Origin of the sequence: Nostoc cf. commune SO-36, assembly GCF_023734775.1 — a bacterium.
Classification (GTDB): Bacteria; Cyanobacteriota; Cyanobacteriia; order Cyanobacteriales; family Nostocaceae; genus Nostoc; species Nostoc commune_A.
The window spans coordinates 1-17,644 of the sequence record NZ_AP025732.1 but is presented as its reverse complement, the minus strand read 5'-3'; the positions used below and the strand labels follow the sequence as shown (position 1 = coordinate 17,644).

The window sequence follows — 17,644 nt, the reverse complement described above, 5'->3', positions numbered from 1 at the left end:
TCTTTGTTTATCAGTGGCTAATTGTTTTGTTGCTAAACCGCCAAGTCATGATTATTGCAGCGATCGCTAAACCAATAGCCAGTCCCCACCAAAGACCAATAGCTCCAGATCCCGACGAGATTCCCAAAGTATAACCTGTGAATAAACCAACACACCAATAAGCAAAAATACCAATCAACATCGGAATTCGAGTGTCTTTTAGCCCGCGTAATGCTCCCGCCGCAGTAACTTGCACACCGTCAACTATTTGAAAAATTGCTGCCACTCCTAGCAATTTCACTGCGAGGGCAACTACATCTGCATTGTTTGGATCGCTGATGTCAATATAAAGAGCAATAATCGACTTTGGTACTAACCAAAATGTAATGCCTGCTATACCCATTGATATAGCTGCAATGGCAATGCCTACATATCCAGCCAAACGGGTAGCAACTAGGTCATTCTCTCCTACTAATTGCCCAACACGTACTGTTGTTGCTAAAGAAATTCCTAGTGCAATTTGGAATGATATCGAAATTGTTTGTAAAGCAATTTGATGAGCAGCAAGAGCGTTTGTTCCTAATTGTCCTATTAAGAAGGTAACAACTGTGAACAGTCCCACTTCAACCGCAATCAGCCCCCCAATAGGCAATCCAATCTGAAAAATCTCACTAATGATCCGGCGATGCTCTAGGGAAAAAGCTTTTTTAGATAAAGGTCGAAAAATATTGTAAGCTGCAAAGTCAGGCTGATTACATATATAAACTGTTAAAGTAAGAAACATACTCCAAAGTGAGAGCGTGCTTGCCCAACCGATACCTGCTAAACCCAGCGCAGGGAATCCCAGTTTGCCAAACATCAGCATATAGTTAACTGTGATGTTAAGCAGAGTACCCAAAACCACTGTCACCATGACTAATTGCGGTTGCAACAAAGCAGAAAGAAAGCTTTTAAGTACTGCAAAGCCCAAACCAGGAATAAAACCCAGTGCGATCGCTCTTAAATAAATCTCTGCTAGTGCTACTGTGTTAGCATCCTGCCCTAGTAGAAGTAATAAAGTACCTCCATTGTAAAGCAGCAATGTCATTGGTATTCCTAATAACAGAGATATCCCTAGTCCCAGCCGGATAATTGTACCAACTTTTTCTCTATTGCCGGCTCCGTATGCTTGAGCAGCTAAGGGGCTTACGGCAGAAACGATACCAGTAAGGATGAACAGACAAAAATTAAAGGTAATAGCTGCCAAACCTCCAGATGCAATGGTTTGACTTCCCAACCAGCCCATCATTACTGTGTCCACAAAAGCGGTTGCAGATTGAGCCAATTGTGCTGCTGCTAAAGGTATGGCTAACGCAAGACTTTTTTTAGCTTCAGAAAACATAAACCTCATCTAAGTTGAGAACCATAGTTTTCGCCCTCACCCTAAATCCCTCTCCCATATATGGGAGAGGGACTTTGAAATTCTAGCTCCCCTTCTCCCAGATATGGGGGATAGGTTGGGGGATAAGGGCAAATCCTTTTCATCAGAGAAGAACTACAGGTTTCAAGATAGACGTGGTTTATATAGCTTTTTTGGCATTAATTAAGTCTTGGATTTAATATTTTAACAAACTATAAGATTGTTAATTGCTCTACCTTTTTTTATGTATCTTAAATGCGGCACTTAAAAGTCAATTGATATTTTTCCTAGCTTTCATTCCCAGGTAAATATTGAATATTTATTTCTCAGTAGCTATTAATTTTTAAAGGATACAATGGCTCAGATCCATTTAGTTGCCAAATTCTAAATACTAATACAGCAGCTACAGTTAGCCACACACAAGAAAATGATAAAGTCATTCCTGCCACAGAATTAGTTTGCCAATAAACTGCTGTGACTACTAAAGCAGAGAACCAAAGGCCTAAAATAACTACAGGTACAGCAGCACCTAATCTCCGTTCTACAGTAAAAATCGTATTCCAAGTATCCCCTAAAGCCAGATGTACCACAAATAAAATTAAAGGCAGCACTAAAAATTGGTGATTCATTTGCTGCCAAACCAATACAGAAGAAATTACCCGTAAAACGGCAATTATCATCCAAACTATGGGAAATGCTAAAGGTGGAGGAGACCATCTTGGTCTGATTACTTGGTCATAAGTTTGACGAGAGCGGGTATTATCTAAAAGAGAAAAAATTCGTGACCGAATACTTAAGATAGCAAAGAATAATCCAGTAAATAAAGTGCTAAACCAAATGGGAAAAGAAGAATTATTATCAATTAACATTACTAATTTTTCCATTCCCAGCAACACGAGAATCATAACTAGTATTTGTAGGATGGTTCCTAGTGTATAAACTAAAACTGCTCTAATATCTAGTTCTTTTGTATTAGCTATTGATGTATTTGGAGACTGTTGTTGATTAAAATTTTTTACTCCCATCAATGTATTAACAAACTGTTCAACTATTCCAGTCTTATTGGATTGATTCATAATTAAGGGATTGGGCGTAGTTTGTAATTAGTGATAATAAGTCATTATATGGTAGTCTACTGATTAAAAGCAATTTTTGTAGGCTTTTTTAACGTCAGAGTTTATAATTTCCGAACTAATGTAGAGTTTTTCATAATTGATATTGAGGTAAAAACGTGGAATTTCAGAAGTTATTGTATATTTTTACTTTAGGAAAGATTGCTACATTTGCTCTGAGTGTACCTGTATTTGCTCAAATCGCACAGGCTCCTGCCAATGTTTCACAGTCGAGTTGTCGTGCGACTAAAGTAGACACTCCGATTTTTAAAGATCCTTCAACATCATCCAATGCTATCAGAATATTGTCGGCAAAAACAAGGATTAATTTAGCATATATACCAGTTAGTGGAGATAAATTTGTCAGAATTCAATCTCCGACTTCAGGGTTTATTCAAACTGCTGTGCTGAGATATTGTCAGACGAATAGCAACCCTCCAACCCTGTTGAGTAGACCTACTATTGGCAGTGCATGTCGGCGAATTGTACAACCTGAAACTTTACGTCGCCAACCAAGTATAAAAGGAGATTATATTACAACACTTTATCCAGGCGCAATTGTGTATGTGAACTTAGTTACAGGTAATGTAGTTAAGTCATACAAATCTGAAAATTATATTTGGGTAGAAATTGACCTTTCCAGAAGTTTCCCTGGAGAGTTATCCGGTAATGGTTGGATAGCCAATAGAGACTTAGTAAATACTCCTAGATTGAGTAGTCTGGCTTATTGTAGTTAGTAAGTTTTTTTGCTTAATATCTCCATCCGCTTTTTTCGCGCCTTCAACTGTGTAGCGCCATTTTTCCTCTTGAGGAACAGGTTACTCAGCCAATATTGCTTGATTTATAAGAAAAACTTAAGCATCTATTGCAAAAGTATAAGTAGTTGTAGCAATTGTTTAATACTTTGCAGCAAATGCTAGTCCATGTATAAGAAACGTTTAAGCATTTGTTGCAAACATATAAGTAGTTGTAGCAATTGTTTAATACTTTGCAACAAATGCTAGTCCATGTATAAGAAACGTTTAAGCATTTCTTGCAAAGGTATAAGTAGTTGTAGCAATTGTTTAATACTTTGCAACAAATGCTAGTCCATGTATAAGAAACGTTTAAGCATTTCTTGCAAAGGTATAAGTAGTTGTAGCAATTGTTTAATGCTTTCTAACAAATATTGTTCCATGTCTAAGAAACGCTTAAATCATTGCAGCAATTGTTGTAATGAGCTTATAAAATAATTTGCTACTTGAATCTAAAAATAGTCTAAGTAAAATTGACTAAAGTTTTGGAGATGCGATCGCAATGCCTTCATTGGTGTCAACTTAAGCAAAAAACCTTTTCAAATCTCGTTTCCAGCCTAGAGGCTGGAAATGCTGCTCTTGGCGGCTCTGCCGCCAGCAAAGGAGGCGGAGCCTCAACGACGGGCATTCCCAGTCTCCGACTGGGAACGAGGCAAATTTCATCAAAGTCAACAGCCTACCCCCCGCCCCCTGCTCCTTGCCCCCCTGCTTACACCGCAATAGAATATTTTTTTAGTTGGAAGTCCCAAAGGCGGGTTTTGTCTGTGTAGTCGCAATTCTATTCGCCCACCTACTTTATCTATAAACTAAAAAATAGTAGAATCTATCAGAGATATTGTTAATAACCATCGAGATGCTTCATAATGGCAACCACATCTACTGTTCAGGTGACTATTTCCGTAACTGAACTGGGTTTAGACGAAGAGGAGTTGCAAGCAGAAGTACAGAATTTGCTCCCCCAGGTTAAAGAGGTGGATGGAGTAGAAGATGCAGATTTAGTGGCAGTTACAGAAGTCCCCCAAGGTTCCAAAGCTTTAGGGGGTTTCTTGTTGGCCACATTAAAAGCAGTGGGCAATCCATCTCTCATCAAGCCTTTGTTCGAGTTTTTAAGTACTAGACTTACTGGAAAAACTATTGAAATTGAAGTAGAAATCAATGGCAAGAAACTCAAAGTAAAAGCTAGCAATCAGGAAGAGTTTGCATTTGCCAGACGGCAAGCTGAAGATTTTATGAAAAATATCAAAGATATATAAGACAGCTAACATGGCAAAAGTAGCATTACTAATTGGGGTTAGTGAGTATGAGCAGGGGTTAAACCCGCTACCAAGTGCTATCAAAGACGTCGAGGCTATGAGCCAAGTGTTGCTGAACCCAGAAATGGGTAGCTTTGCCAAGGCCGAGGTGCTAAAAAATCCCTTACGGCAGGAAATGGAAGATAAAATTTATGACTTATATAGTATCAATCGTAATCAGGATGATGTCTTGCTGCTGTATTTTTCTGGTCATGGCATAACTGATAGTGGCGGTGAATTTTACTTCTCAACTCGCCAAACCCGTAAAGATCAGCAAGGAAAATTAGTACCAACCTCGGCTGTAGCAGCCAGAGAAGTACATCGTTGGATGAACGCAAGCAAGTCAAAGCGAATGGTTGTAATTTTAGACTGCTGCTTTGGTGCAGCTTTTGCCAAAGGTTTGACAGCTAAAGATAGCGGCACTATCAACCTAGAACAACATTTAGGAGGTGAAGGACGGGCAATTCTTACGGCTTCGACTTCGACACAGTTTGCATTTGAGCAAGAAGGTTTTGAACTTTCAATTTATACTCACTATCTAGTTGAGGGTATTGAGAATGGCGCAGCAGATCAAGACGGGGATGGTTTGATATCGGTGGATGAGTTGCATGGGTATGCCAGCAGCAAAGTTCGAGAAGTATCTCCAACAATGACACCAGAATTTTATCCCGTTAAGCAAGGTTATAGGATTTTTCTGGCAAAGTCGCCCAAAGATGATCCTAAACTGAACTATCGCCAGGAAGTGGAAAGTCGTGTTAAGTCGGGTAAGGGTAAGTTTTCTGTCTTTGCTTTAGAAATACTGGAATCTAAGCGGATTGATTGGGGACTAACTGAAAATGAAGCAAAGGCAATTCGAGAAGAAGTTCTGCAACCATATCGGGAGTATGAGCGTAAACGAGTTCAGTATGAAGCGGCGCTAATTCGTGCAGTCAATGAAGAATATCCTTTTAATGAGGAGGAGTTGGAAGAATATCAACAACATCTAGGACTGAGGGATGAGGATATTGCCTCAATAAAACAGCGAGTGCTTGCGCCAAAACAAGCAGAATATGAGCGCCAGCAGCAGGAAATAGAAAGAATACGCCAACAACAAAGAGCCGAATATCAAAGACAGCAAACCGGATTAAAGGAAAAACCAGAGAGTGAATTATCTAAAAATGTTTTTCAACCGCTATCTTTTTTAGGTATTCAAACTCAGCCGTTTGAGTTCGAGACTGCTACTATAACTGTAAAATCAGGATTGTTTGGCTTAGGAAAAACCTGTGAAATTAACCGCGATCGCACACAAGCGGAGTTTTTCTTAGAAAATTTGGGTTATGGCGTATTTATAGAAATGGTTGCAATTCCTGGTGGGAAATTCTTGATGGGTTCCCCAGAAAGTGAGCCAGAACGACGCGATTCTGAAGGCCCCCAGCACACTGTTACTGTTCAACCTTTTTTTATGGGTAAATTTCCAGTTACACAAAGCCAATGGGCAGTTGTAACGGCGCTGGAAAAGGTAAATATTGATTTAGAAAAGCCCCAACCATCCAAATTCATAGACGCTAATCTTAATCTACCTGTTGAGGGCGTGTCTTGGGATAATGCAATTGAATTTTGTGCCAGATTATCTCACAAGACTGGGAAAATCTATCGCTTGCCTAGTGAGGCAGAGTGGGAATATGCCTGTCGTGCGGGAACTACCACCCCATTTTATTTTGGTGAGACAATTACGACTGACTTAGCAAATTATAACGGTAACTATACTTATGGTGCTGGGACAAAGGGAGAATATCGTGAGCAAACAATAGATGTCGGAAAATTTCCACCAAACTCCTTTGGTTTATCTAATATGCATGGCAATATATGGGAATGGTGTCAAGATGCTTGGCACGAAAATTATAATGGCGCGCCACCAGACGGTAGCCCTTGGATGAGTAGAAATGATAAGCGGCTGCTGCGTGGTGGTTCGTGGCGCAACGATCCGGGGTACTGCCGTTCTGCGGTTCGCAGTTCTTACAAACGTGACAATAGGAGCAACCTTGTGGGTTTCCGGGTTGTGGTTGCTGCTAGTCTCAAGACTTAGTAGCCCTTTACGCTCTTACCCTTTTGCAATCTTAGCTCTTGAGAGTACGAATAACATATTTTTTAAGAGTGGTTTAATTGCTCCAGAAAAAATTCTTCAAAAAACGGGTAAAACTCCCGTGCTAAAAGCTCAAACTTTTCTCCAATGGAATCAGGACGAGTTATTTCATATCCTCTGGCATTGAACCAATTATAATTATTATCTGGTTGATAACGTAGATTAGCCGTACCATCTTTGTAATAGGCTAATAAAGTCAAAGTATTGATTTTGGGGAAAAAATTTACTTGAAAATTCTCCAAAGCATGGTTTTGACTTTTAAAATTTATAGTCAAATTATAATTACCGATTTTTGAGGGCAATAATTTAAACTGGTTTTTAGGCAGAACTAAACCTGCATGAGTACTGCCAATTATCCTTGCCAATAATCGGAATTCCGTCTGAGGAAAGGCTAAAGCTGCAATATTAGCAGCCTCAGTTTGAAAATCTGCTTTGACAGTGTAAAGAAGCCTTTCTAAATCAGTATTAGACATATTTTTACTTTTACAAAAATTTGTATGATGACGCTTATGACTTCAAGGGATATTATTTCAATTCCGTAATACTGTTTCAAATTTTCTTAAAGTTATATGTTGAATGATATTGTCATGTCATTGGCTTGATGAACATAGACTACTACTTGCCCATTCTCATTGGGTTGAAACCTTGTAGGTTCAACATGACGATCAATCAAGCTCTCCACTGACGGTAAATTATGCTGTATTTGAATTGGGTTTTGCAGATCCATTGCTTTTTCTCCATCGCTTTGACCAACAACTCATCTTTGCCACTTTTAACATTATGCTTATGACATCAGCAAATGTTCAAAATTAAAGTTAACAAAGTGGTTTGGAACGTCTACTCTTAATTTCATGCCAATTTCATTTTGAGATGAAAGACTGGGTATAAGGTGCAGAAAAATCCCCAAGACAAAGCTAGTTTTGTTTATCAAAAATTGCGATCGCAATTCCTTTGCACCCATACTTCAGATTTTCTCATAACGATGCCCAACTCTCTGCGTTTCCAACCACTTCTAACCATGCGTTGTGTTTCTGGTACACTTGTCGGCTTACTATTATTGGCAAGCCCAGTAGTAGTTGTAGCTCATACCGGACACGGAGATGAATTTCACCAGGAAAGTGAAACCACTCCAGCAACTAGCTCTATTCAAGTTGACGCTGAAACTGCCCAACGCCTGGGAATAAAAATTGAGCCAGTAAAAAGCCAGCGTTTAGCTATGGGTATAAAAACCACAGGACAAATTGAAACTCTACCTAGCAAACAAGTAGAAGTCACCACACCAATTGCAGGCGCGAAGGTGGTTGAGTTATTGGTAGAACCTGGTGCATTAGTTAAACAAGGTCAACCCGTCGCTATACTATCTAGCCCAGATTTGGTAGAACTACGGGTTAACTCCCAAGAAAAACTGGCTCAAGGACAGGCTGATTTACAACAAGCCTTAGCTGATTTTAAGTTAGCGCAACAAAACCGCGATCGCTATCAACAAATTACCACAGCAGAGATTGCCCAAGCCCAAAGTCAAGTGGCATTTTCCCAAGAAAAGTATGATAAAGATCAAGAATTAGTTGCTCAAGGTGCTTTACCACGGCGTAATGCTCTCGAATCTCAAACTCAACTAGCACAAGCTAAAGCTGAACTTAGCAAAGCCAATAGCCGCCGAGAGGTGATTGAAGCTGAAAATCAACTTAAACGCGCTCAGGCATCTGTTAACGTAGCAAAATCCCGGATCACTCTCAGTAACAGCACGTATGAAACTCGGCTGCAACAACTGGGAATTCGTGGCAATGCCAAAGGATTGGTGACAGTAACATCTTCCATTTCTGGGAAGGTTGCAGATAGAGAAGTTACCCTTGGTCAAACCTTTGAGGATGCAGGTGGTAAATTGATGACGATTGTTAATGATGATCAGGTTTTTGCCACAGCAAATATATATGAAAAAGATTTAGACAAAATTAAAGCAGGACAACAAGTTAGGGTTAAAGTTGCTTCAGTTCCGAATCGGACTTTTACGGGGCGAATTGCGGTAATTAATTCTGTAGTAACAGGCGAGACGCAGGTTGTACCAGTGAAAGCCGAAATCAATAACCCTGGTGGTGTACTCAAACCAGGAATGTTTGCAGACTTGGAAGTTTTGACAAACCAAAGCTCCTCAGCTATCTTGGCGATTAAGAGCGCGGCTGTGGTAGAAGCTAATAATAAAAAAGTTGTCTACATCCAAAATGGCAATACTTATCAACCAGTTGAAGTTACATTAGGTCAAACCTCTGGGGACATGGTTGAGGTCAAAACAGGTTTATTTGAGGGAGATATGATTGTCACCCAACGCGCACCGCAACTTTACGCCCAATCTCTGCGAGGTGGGGGGAAAGTAGAGAAGCAGGGGGCAGGGGAGAAAGAAGTAACTGCTAATCCCTCATCATTACCTTGGTGGGTTGGGCTTGGGGGAGGAACTGTATTAAGCATTGTAGGCTTTATCGGCGGTACTTACTGGGCTAACCGCCGCACTCAATCCCGCCTAAAACCAGAAACACCAATAATCAATCACAACCCCCAATCCTCAGTCCCCCCTCAATAAACCTCCGCGTACCTCCCTTCGGGTTCACCAGTCGCCTGCGGAGGGAAACCCTCCCGCAGCGCTGGTTCACTGCGCTTCCCTTTGCGTCCCTTTGCGTTTAAAATATGCTCAATACCATCCTCAAGTGGTCAATTATCCAACGCTGGATAGTCGTGCTACTCGCAATAGTAGTCACAATTTGGGGTACATATAACCTCACCCAAATGCCCCTAGATGTCTTTCCTGACTTCGCCCCGCCCCAAGTCGAAATTCAAACCGAAGCCCCAGGACTAGCACCAGAAGAAGTTGAAACACTAATTACCTTACCAATTGAAAGCGCCGTTAATGGTACACCAGGAGTAGAAACGGTACGTTCTTCCTCTGCTGTCAGCATCTCCGTTGTCAAAGTCATCTTTAAATGGGGGACTGATGTTTATCAAGCCCGTCAACTAGTAACAGAACGATTACAGCAGGTAATACAAAAATTACCAGAGGGCGTGGAAAATCCCCAAATTTCGCCCATTTCTTCCCCCATTGGCACAGTTCTACAGTACGCCTTCACTGCTGAAACAACCCCACTTATGGAAGTGCGGTGTTTAATTGACAGGGATGTTACCAATAGATTGCTAGCTGTACCGGGGATTTCTCAAGTAATTGTTTATGGTGGTGATATTCGCCAGTATCAGATATTGGTGAATCCAGCGAAATTAAAAGCCTTCAATGTCACCTTAGATGAAGTCACATCTGCGGCTAGAGGAGCTAACGTCAATGCTGCGGGTGGCTTTTTGGTCAATCCAGACCAAGAGTTAATTATTCGTGGCTTGGGGCGCATCGAGTCAATTGAGCAACTGGGTAAATCTGCAATAACGGCACGTAACGGAACGCCTGTACTGTTGCAAGATGTGGCAGATGTCCGCATTGGAGCCGGCTTAAAACGTGGCGATGGCAGTTTGGATGGTAAACCAGCAATTGTGGTGATGGTCAACAAACAGCCGCAGAATGATACTCCCACAGTTACGAAAGCAGTTGAAAATGCGATCGCAGAAATTAAATCTAGCTTACCCCAAGATGTCAAAGTCACAGAAACCTTCCGCCAAGAAAACTTTATTGAAGCTGCGATTGAAAACGTTACCAGTTCTCTGCGCGATGGCATTATCATCGTTTCCATCATCTTGTTGATGTTTTTGATGAACTGGCGCACCGCGATTATTACCCTCAGCGCCATTCCTTTATCAGTCTTGATTGGCATGATGATTCTGGGCTTATTTGGCCAAGGTATCAACACGATGACACTGGGAGGATTAGCTGTTGCCATTGGTTCAGTCGTGGATGACTCAATTGTAGACATGGAAAACTGTTACCGGGGTCTACGCAAGAACCAAGTAGCAAGCAATCCGGTGCATCCCTTTAAGGTTGTTTATGATAGTTCTGTAGAAGTTAGAGTCAGTGTTATTTTCTCAACGATAATTATTGGCGTTGTCTTTGCCCCAATTTTCACTCTTACAGGTGTGGAAGGTCGGATATTTGCGCCAATGGGTGTTGCTTATTTGGTATCAATTTTTGCTTCTACCTTAGTGGCAATGACCTTATCCCCGGCACTTTGTGCGATTTTGCTAGCAAATCGACAACTACCAGCCGATGATACCTGGATAAGTGCTTTATCACAACGAATTTATCGACCTCTGGTCAATTTTTCCATCCGTTTCCCGACAATTATTTTGGCAGTGGCGGGTGCATCTTTAGTAGCATCTTTGGTGATTTTACCGAGTTTGGGAAGGGTATTTTTACCAGAGTTTCAAGAACCATCCTTAGTGAACACAGTTTTGCTTTATCCAGGGAGTTCTCTGGAGGCGACAAACCAAGTCGGATTTGCGTTGGAAGATGCGCTTAAAGACGACAAGCGATTTAAGACAGTGCAATTACGAGCCGGACGCGCGGCTGGTGATGCGGATGCTGGGGGGGTGAATTTGGGACATTTAGATGTGGAATTGAGTCCAGCAGGATTAAAAGATCGAGAAGGGAGTATTGAGAAGCTGCGGCAGGAGTTTGCTAAAATTCCTGGAGTTGCTTCCAACATTGGCGGATTTATCTCGCACCGCATGGATGAGGTATTATCAGGAGTAAGAAGTGCGATCGCAGTTAAAATATTCGGCCCTGATTTAGCAGAATTACGCCACATCGGCTCTGAAGTTCAATCTGCAATGACAGGTATTTCAGGAATTGTGGACTTACAACTCGAACCCCAAGTCCCGATTAAACAGGTGCAAATTCAATTCAATCGGGAAGCCGCAGCCCGTTATGGCTTAACTGTAGGTCAACTCACTGAAATGCTAGAAACCGCACTCAATGGGCGAGTTGTCTCTCAAGTACTCGAAGGACAACAATTATTTGACCTTGTAGTTTGGTTACAACCAGAATCACGCAATAACTTAGATGTAATCCGCAATTTACTAGTAGATACCCCCACAGGGCAAAAAATTCCTTTAGCGCAGCTTGCCAGCATTGATTATGGAACTGGCCCCAACACAATTAATCGGGAAAATGTCTCACGCTTAATTGTCGTTTCTGCTAATGTCTCAGGTCGAGATTTAGGCTCGGCGGTAGAAGAGATTCAAACTAAAGTTAGTCAAGCAATCCAATTACCCACAGGCTACTTTATTCAATACGGCGGTCAGTTTGAATCAGAGCAACGAGCTACGCAAAATCTACTGGTATTTGGAGGACTGGCAATTGTCATCATCGCAGTTTTAATGTACTTCGCAGTTAAATCTGTTACTGCCATGTTGATGATTATGATTAACCTACCTCTGGCGTTAGTAGGGGGTATATTTTCCATTGCTTTGGGAGGTGGGATTATATCTATCGCTTCCTTGGTAGGATTCATTACTCTATTCGGCATAGCAACGCGCAATGGACTGCTGTTAGTAGATAACTACAACAACAAATTGGCGCAGGGAATGCCTTTAAAACAAGTTATTGTTGAAGGTTCAATGGAGCGATTAGTTGCCATTTTGATGACGGCTCTAACTTCAGCTTTAGGAATGATCCCCTTAGTAATTGGTACAGGTGCAGGTAAAGAAATCTTGCAACCACTTGCCATAGTAGTGTTAGGTGGGTTGTTTACTTCTACAGCTTTAACATTATTGGTATTACCCGCATTGTATGCCCTGTTCGGGAAATTATTGATGCCTAAACAAACTCTATCAGATGGAGAGCATAGCACCACTATTGGAGCAGCTTTTGACTGGTAATAAACTCTAATAATTACAACTTTTGACTCAATTATCAATAATTTTCAGGAGCAAAAATAATGAACTCAATAAAATCTGGTTTGATTCTTATTGCAAGTGCAGGACTACTTTTATTAGGAGCTTGTACTAACAGTAATCAAGCAGCTAATACAGAAAATATTCCAGCTAGCTCTAGCTCAAATACTCAGCCCTCAGCTTCACCTATTCCTAAAGTAGAGGGACAGCATGGCAAATCTCATGGAGGTCAAATTGTCGAGACAGGAGCTTACCATTTAGAATTTGTCCCAGTCAAAGAGGCTAATGGCACTCATCTAGATTTATATTTACAAAGAGGAGACAATCACGAGGCAATACCTAATGCCAAAGTTACGGCTCAAATTCAGTTACCTGATGGAACACAAAAGACAGTACCTTTTACTTATGATGTAAAAGGTAAACATTACGCAGGTTTATTAAAAGAAAAAATAAATGGTCAGTATCAGGTGAAAGTTAATGCAGATATTCAAGGGAAAAAAGTAGACGGGCGTTTTAATTTTAATCGGTAACTCGTAGGGTGCGTTAAAAGAATTCGCAATTCGCAATTCGCAATTACGTTTTGCGACGGGGACTTAACCCCCAAAGTTAGTTAAAATAGCTTGAAATATTAGTGCCGACTTACTTAATTACGAATTACGAATTAGTATGACAAGTGAAATTTATGCGAGTGCTATTAGTAGAGGATGAAACAGATTTAGGCGATGCCATTAAGCGAACTCTTACCCAACACAAGTATTTAGTCGATTGGGTACTGGATGGTAATGATGCATGGGCATATTTAGAAAATAGCTGGACACAATATACACTCGCTATTTTCGATTGGATGCTACCAGGAATATCAGGATTAGAATTGTGCAAACAACTACGCTCCCATAAAAATTCTCTGCCTGTGTTGATGCTCACAGCCAAAGACAGCATGGAAGATAAAGTGGCTGGGCTAGATGCAGGTGCAGATGATTATTTAGTAAAGCCATTTGGCATGGCAGAATTATTAGCAAGATTGCGAGCATTGCAGAGGCGATCGCCCCAATTTCAACCCCAGGAATTAACTGTTGGCAATCTAACTTTAGATTACGGCAATAATTTAGTTATTGGTCAGAATGCTGCGGGAAATAAACACGAAATTACTCTAACAAATAAAGAATTCCAGTTACTAGAATATTTTATGAAGCACCCAAACCAAATTGTTACTACAGAACAAATTCGCAATCAGCTTTGGGAAGTAAGTGCAGAACCAGTTAGTAATGTGGTAGCTGCTCAAATGCGGTTACTGCGTCGCAAACTAGCTAATAGTGGTTGCGAAAACATAATTGAAACTTTGCATGGTACGGGATATCGTCTGAATCTTACTGTTGACAGTTCACGTTTTTAAGAAATATTAGGCTTGTCTTAACCACCTTGTTTAAAGCTTACTTTTGGCTGTGGGTGCTACTTTGGTGCTTTACGCCAACCATTTGTCACTGCTTCTGACTCGGTGCAAAACCATCTTTCTCCACGCGCTGGATCAATGACTGTTGATTCATAATCTTCGGCTCCTGGAACATGGTAAACCTTAGCCCTACTATCAATAGAGATGTTACCTTTGATTTTGCATTTAGGTTTAGTTACTAATTTAATTAGAGAAGGAGAGCGACTAGGGCTAAATTCTTGTGAAAGAATCACAATCATGAACATAACCCCAATACCAATAAATTTTGGCAGTAACCTGCGTTTATTGATATTTTGTTTTTTCTGCAAAGTTTGAGATATAACCCCTTCAATAGAGGCATTAGAAGCGCTAACTTTTCCATTTGCTTGAGTTGTTAGCTGGTAAAGAATCGTATCTCCCACTTTCGGACGGCGAGATGCTCCCTTCAATGCACTGATATGAGAAAAATTTCTTTACTTCCATGAGTAGGTTTTATGAAGCCAAAACCCCTATCATCCTTCCATGTTGTTAGTTGACCTTTTTGAAAACCAGGTTTCATGAACAACCCTCATTCTATGTGCCTATTTTTTAGTGTTCCCGTACAAAGGCTAGATGAATCAGAATAAACTATTTCAGCAAACTCGCCTGCGTTTAGCGCTGTGGTATGCGCTTGTCATGGCTTTGATTTTAAGCTTGTGCGGATTTGGCATCTACAGAGCAATTTCCCATGCCCATTGGATGACATTAGACCGAGAACTGGAGTCTGTCGCGGGAACATTGCATGATACTATTGAGTTAAAATTACAAAAACCTGGTCAATTGGAACCAGTAATACAGCAACTTTTACCTAATATTTGTGTAGTTGGTAAAAGTTGTATTCAAGAACAATCAATTTCCAAACGCCATATTTTAAGCGCTATCAATCAAAGCAATTATTATGTTCGTTTTTTCGATAATTCAGGAAGCTTAATTGCGATCGCAGGAACTTATCCAGACGAATTACCTATAATATTTAACAAGGAACTTTGGCAAACCCTTAAAGATAGCAAAGGCAACTTTTATCATCAAATTTCTTTTGTGCTGCACACCCAAGAAAATCTCGATTGGGGTTACATCCAAGTAGGGCGAAGTCTTGCGGATTTTAAAAGTTATTTGGTTGCAGTAAAACTCACTTTAGCAGTGGGATTACCAATTGTAATGGGTTTGGTTGGTTTTGCTAGTTGGTGGTTAGCAGGATTAGCAATGCAGCCAATTTATCGCTCATATAAACAAGTCCAACAATTTACAGCAGATGCCGCACACGAATTGCGAACACCTCTAGCAGCAACCCAAGCGACAGTAGAATCCGCGCTGATGATGTCTCAATTAGATGAAACAGAAGCGCGGGATATTCTACAAACCCTACACCGTCAAAATCAGCGACTCACAACTCTAGTTACAGATTTACTGTTGCTGACTCGCTTGGATCGTCAATCTGTGCCAATGCAACGGGAAATTTGTTGCTTGGATGATATTGTTAATGACTTAATAGAGGAATTTGCAGCCTTAGCGATCGCAGCCGATATTACACTAACATCTTCAACCTGGGTTTCAAATCCTCTAAATATTGTCGGCAATGAAGATCAGCTTTATCGCTTGTTTTCTAATTTAATTGTCAATGCAATTCAATACACCCCATCAGGAGGAAAGGTAACGGTTTCCGTAGACCGCAGTGATCATTATGCCGTGATTCAGGTGCAAGATACAGGCATTGGTATTCCCCAGCCAGAGTTAACACGAATTTTTGACCGCTTCTATCGAGTGAATAGCGATCGCTCCCGTAGCACTGGCGGTTCTGGATTAGGATTAGCGATCGCGCAAGCAATTGTTTTGGCACACCACGGCAGTATAGATGTACAAAGTCAATTCGGTAAAGGTAGCACTTTTACTATTAATTTACCTTTCGATGTCCGCCCACTCGATAGTGTACGCTCTATTTATCCATTTAAAATGCTATATCGTCGCTTGCATCAACAACAGTAAAATTGGTGCTGTTGCAAAAACTTTTAGAAAGAGATTGGTATTTAAACTAATTAAATCTGTGGAAAACTTGTGGAAAAACTCATTTACTTTTCCACAAGGTAATTATACTTAATAAAGTTTTATCAGTGAAATCTTAAGTTTTTCAGAGATTTATCGCTAAAAAGTAAGATTATTTCCAGAATTTAAGTTAAATTTAATCAATTTTTATACCTTACTTAATATTTTTGACTAATTATTCAACCGTCAAGGCTGATTATCAGAGTACTGGTTGTGGAAAACTTAAAATCAGCCTTCAGGATGGTTTTTGGGAACGGCTAGTCATATTTATGCGATCGCTCAGTTGGCGGATTGTTTGTGCTAAAGTGCGATCGCTCTGGTGAAGTTGAGTAATTTTATCGCAACTGTAGATTACCGTTGTATGGTCTTTACCACCAAACTCCTCCCCAATTCTCGGCAAACTCAGGGATGTATGTTGGCGCATGAGATACATTCCTAATTGACGCGCCCAGCTAATCTCTCTTCGTCGTGAGTTACTTTTAAGGTCGTCTATTGAAACATCAAAATTATCCGCCACCACCTTTAAAATTGCTTCTGGGGTAGCTGCCATTTTTTCGTTAGGCGGTTCTAAAACTGGTGTGATATTTTCCACCGTCATCGGCAAGCCCCAAATGGAAATATAAGCCACCGCCCGAATTAAAGCTCCTTCTAATTCTCGAATATTAGAAGTATAGTTAGAAGCGATATACTCAATCACATCGCGGGGAAGACTAATATTTTCATCCTCGGCTTTTTTTTGCAAAATTGCCATTCTCGTTTCTAAATCCGGCTTTTGGATATCTGCGATTAACCCCATAGAAAATCGAGAACAAAGACGTTCTTGCAAGCTAGGAATCTGGTTAGGAGGACGGTCGGAAGCAATGACAACTTGTTTGCCGCCTTCATGTAAAGTATTAAAAGTATAAAAGAATTCTTCTTGAGTATATTCTTTCCCCTCAAGAAACTGAATATCATCAACTAATAAAACATCAGCCGCTCGGTAATGCTCTCGGAAACTCTGCATACTATCCTTACGAATCGCTGTAATTAAATCATTAGTAAACTGCTCAGTAGAAACATAAAATATTTTACAATCAGGACAAATTTTCCAGCGATAATGACCAATAGCTTGCATCAAATGAGTTTTACCCAAGCCTACACCACCGCACAAAAACAAAGGATTAAACTCTTTACCTGGAGATTCTGCAACTGCTAAAGAAGCAGCATGAGCCATACGATTATTAGCACCAACTACAAATCGTGAAAATACATACTTAGAATTTAATTCAGTAGTTTTATGATTGCGATTAGGAATAGGCTCAGAAATACTGCTGGGATTTGGTGATTCCCAAGAAACCTCTCGTTCACTAAAATGAGAAACTTCATCACCTTGAGCAACAGTAATATAAATTCCTACAGGATGACCAAGAATATCTTGTACTACATGAGCAATAGTATTGATGTAATACTTTTGTAGCCAATTACGAGCAAATGGGTTAGGAGCGCGAATAACCAAGCAATTATTTTCTAATCGCTCCGCACTAGCAGTTTTGATCCAAGTTTCAAAGGTAGGTCGGGATAGTTCAAGCTGTAGACGCTCTAGTACCTGACTCCACAGACTTTCTATGGCAATTTCCAT

The 17,644-nt window shown here is 40.5% G+C and carries 15 protein-coding genes; 9 read left to right on the top strand and 6 right to left on the bottom strand.

What is annotated here, in order from left to right:
- Positions 1-10: 10 nt before the first annotated feature.
- Positions 11-1,360 carry an MATE family efflux transporter gene (locus ANSO36C_RS00080; protein WP_251957842.1) on the bottom strand — a complete coding sequence of 450 codons (1,350 nt, stop codon included), beginning with the start codon at positions 1,358-1,360 and terminating at the stop codon, positions 11-13.
- Between the two features lie 344 nt (positions 1,361-1,704).
- Positions 1,705-2,454, bottom strand: a complete 750-nt coding sequence (locus ANSO36C_RS00075) for a TspO/MBR family protein (RefSeq protein ID WP_251957841.1) — start codon at positions 2,452-2,454, stop codon at positions 1,705-1,707.
- A 155-nt stretch (positions 2,455-2,609) separates the two neighbouring features.
- Here ANSO36C_RS00075 and ANSO36C_RS00070 point away from each other — a divergent pair, with 155 nt between their 5' ends.
- From ANSO36C_RS00070 to ANSO36C_RS00055, 4 genes are all read left to right on the top strand, one after another.
- The gene (locus ANSO36C_RS00070; RefSeq protein WP_251957840.1) at positions 2,610-3,227 is read left to right on the top strand and encodes a hypothetical protein; all 618 of its coding nucleotides are present in this window, start codon (positions 2,610-2,612) and stop codon (positions 3,225-3,227) included.
- 530 nt (positions 3,228-3,757) lie between these two features.
- Positions 3,758-4,054 (top strand): hypothetical protein, encoded by a 297-nt coding sequence (locus ANSO36C_RS00065; protein ID WP_251957839.1) that lies wholly within the window; start codon positions 3,758-3,760, stop codon positions 4,052-4,054.
- Between the two features lie 93 nt (positions 4,055-4,147).
- On the top strand, positions 4,148-4,537 hold the full coding sequence (locus tag ANSO36C_RS00060; RefSeq protein WP_251957838.1) for a sugar ABC transporter permease: 390 nt from the start codon (positions 4,148-4,150) through the stop codon (positions 4,535-4,537).
- Positions 4,538-4,547: 10 nt separating this feature from the next.
- Positions 4,548-6,641 carry a caspase, EACC1-associated type gene (locus ANSO36C_RS00055; RefSeq protein WP_251957837.1) on the top strand — a complete coding sequence of 698 codons (2,094 nt, stop codon included), beginning with the start codon at positions 4,548-4,550 and terminating at the stop codon, positions 6,639-6,641.
- A gap of 62 nt (positions 6,642-6,703) precedes the next feature.
- Here ANSO36C_RS00055 and ANSO36C_RS00050 read toward each other — a convergent pair whose 3' ends face one another.
- Entirely contained in the window at positions 6,704-7,171 is a 468-nt protein-coding gene (locus ANSO36C_RS00050) for a hypothetical protein (protein WP_251957836.1), read from the bottom strand.
- A gap of 92 nt (positions 7,172-7,263) precedes the next feature.
- Positions 7,264-7,425, bottom strand: coding sequence for a hypothetical protein (locus tag ANSO36C_RS00045; RefSeq protein ID WP_251957835.1), 162 nt, complete (start codon positions 7,423-7,425; stop codon positions 7,264-7,266).
- Positions 7,426-7,680: 255 nt separating this feature from the next.
- On the opposite strand from ANSO36C_RS00045, the gene ANSO36C_RS00040 reads away from it, so the two are divergent.
- The 4 genes from ANSO36C_RS00040 (at position 7,681) to rppA (ending at position 13,911) form a co-directional block, all read left to right on the top strand.
- Complete coding sequence (locus ANSO36C_RS00040; protein ID WP_251960486.1) at positions 7,681-9,273, top strand: efflux RND transporter periplasmic adaptor subunit; 1,593 nt, start codon at positions 7,681-7,683, stop codon at positions 9,271-9,273.
- 104 nt (positions 9,274-9,377) lie between these two features.
- Positions 9,378-12,503 (top strand): efflux RND transporter permease subunit, encoded by a 3,126-nt coding sequence (locus ANSO36C_RS00035; RefSeq protein WP_251957834.1) that lies wholly within the window; start codon positions 9,378-9,380, stop codon positions 12,501-12,503.
- Positions 12,504-12,562: 59 nt separating this feature from the next.
- Positions 12,563-13,048 (top strand): hypothetical protein, encoded by a 486-nt coding sequence (locus ANSO36C_RS00030; protein ID WP_251957833.1) that lies wholly within the window; start codon positions 12,563-12,565, stop codon positions 13,046-13,048.
- Between the two features lie 152 nt (positions 13,049-13,200).
- A complete protein-coding gene (gene rppA, locus ANSO36C_RS00025) occupies positions 13,201-13,911 on the top strand; it encodes a two-component system response regulator RppA (RefSeq protein ID WP_251960485.1) in 711 nt (236 codons plus the stop codon).
- Positions 13,912-13,967: 56 nt separating this feature from the next.
- On the opposite strand, the gene ANSO36C_RS00020 is transcribed toward rppA, so the two are convergent.
- On the bottom strand, positions 13,968-14,396 hold the full coding sequence (locus tag ANSO36C_RS00020; RefSeq protein ID WP_251957832.1) for a sunset domain-containing protein: 429 nt from the start codon (positions 14,394-14,396) through the stop codon (positions 13,968-13,970).
- Positions 14,397-14,559: 163 nt separating this feature from the next.
- Between ANSO36C_RS00020 and rppB the strand changes: the two genes are divergently transcribed.
- Complete coding sequence (gene rppB / locus ANSO36C_RS00010) at positions 14,560-15,969, top strand: two-component system sensor histidine kinase RppB (protein ID WP_251957830.1); 1,410 nt, start codon at positions 14,560-14,562, stop codon at positions 15,967-15,969.
- Between the two features lie 292 nt (positions 15,970-16,261).
- On the opposite strand, the gene dnaA is transcribed toward rppB, so the two are convergent.
- Positions 16,262-17,644, bottom strand: a complete 1,383-nt coding sequence (gene dnaA / locus ANSO36C_RS00005; protein WP_251957829.1) for a chromosomal replication initiator protein DnaA — start codon at positions 17,642-17,644, stop codon at positions 16,262-16,264.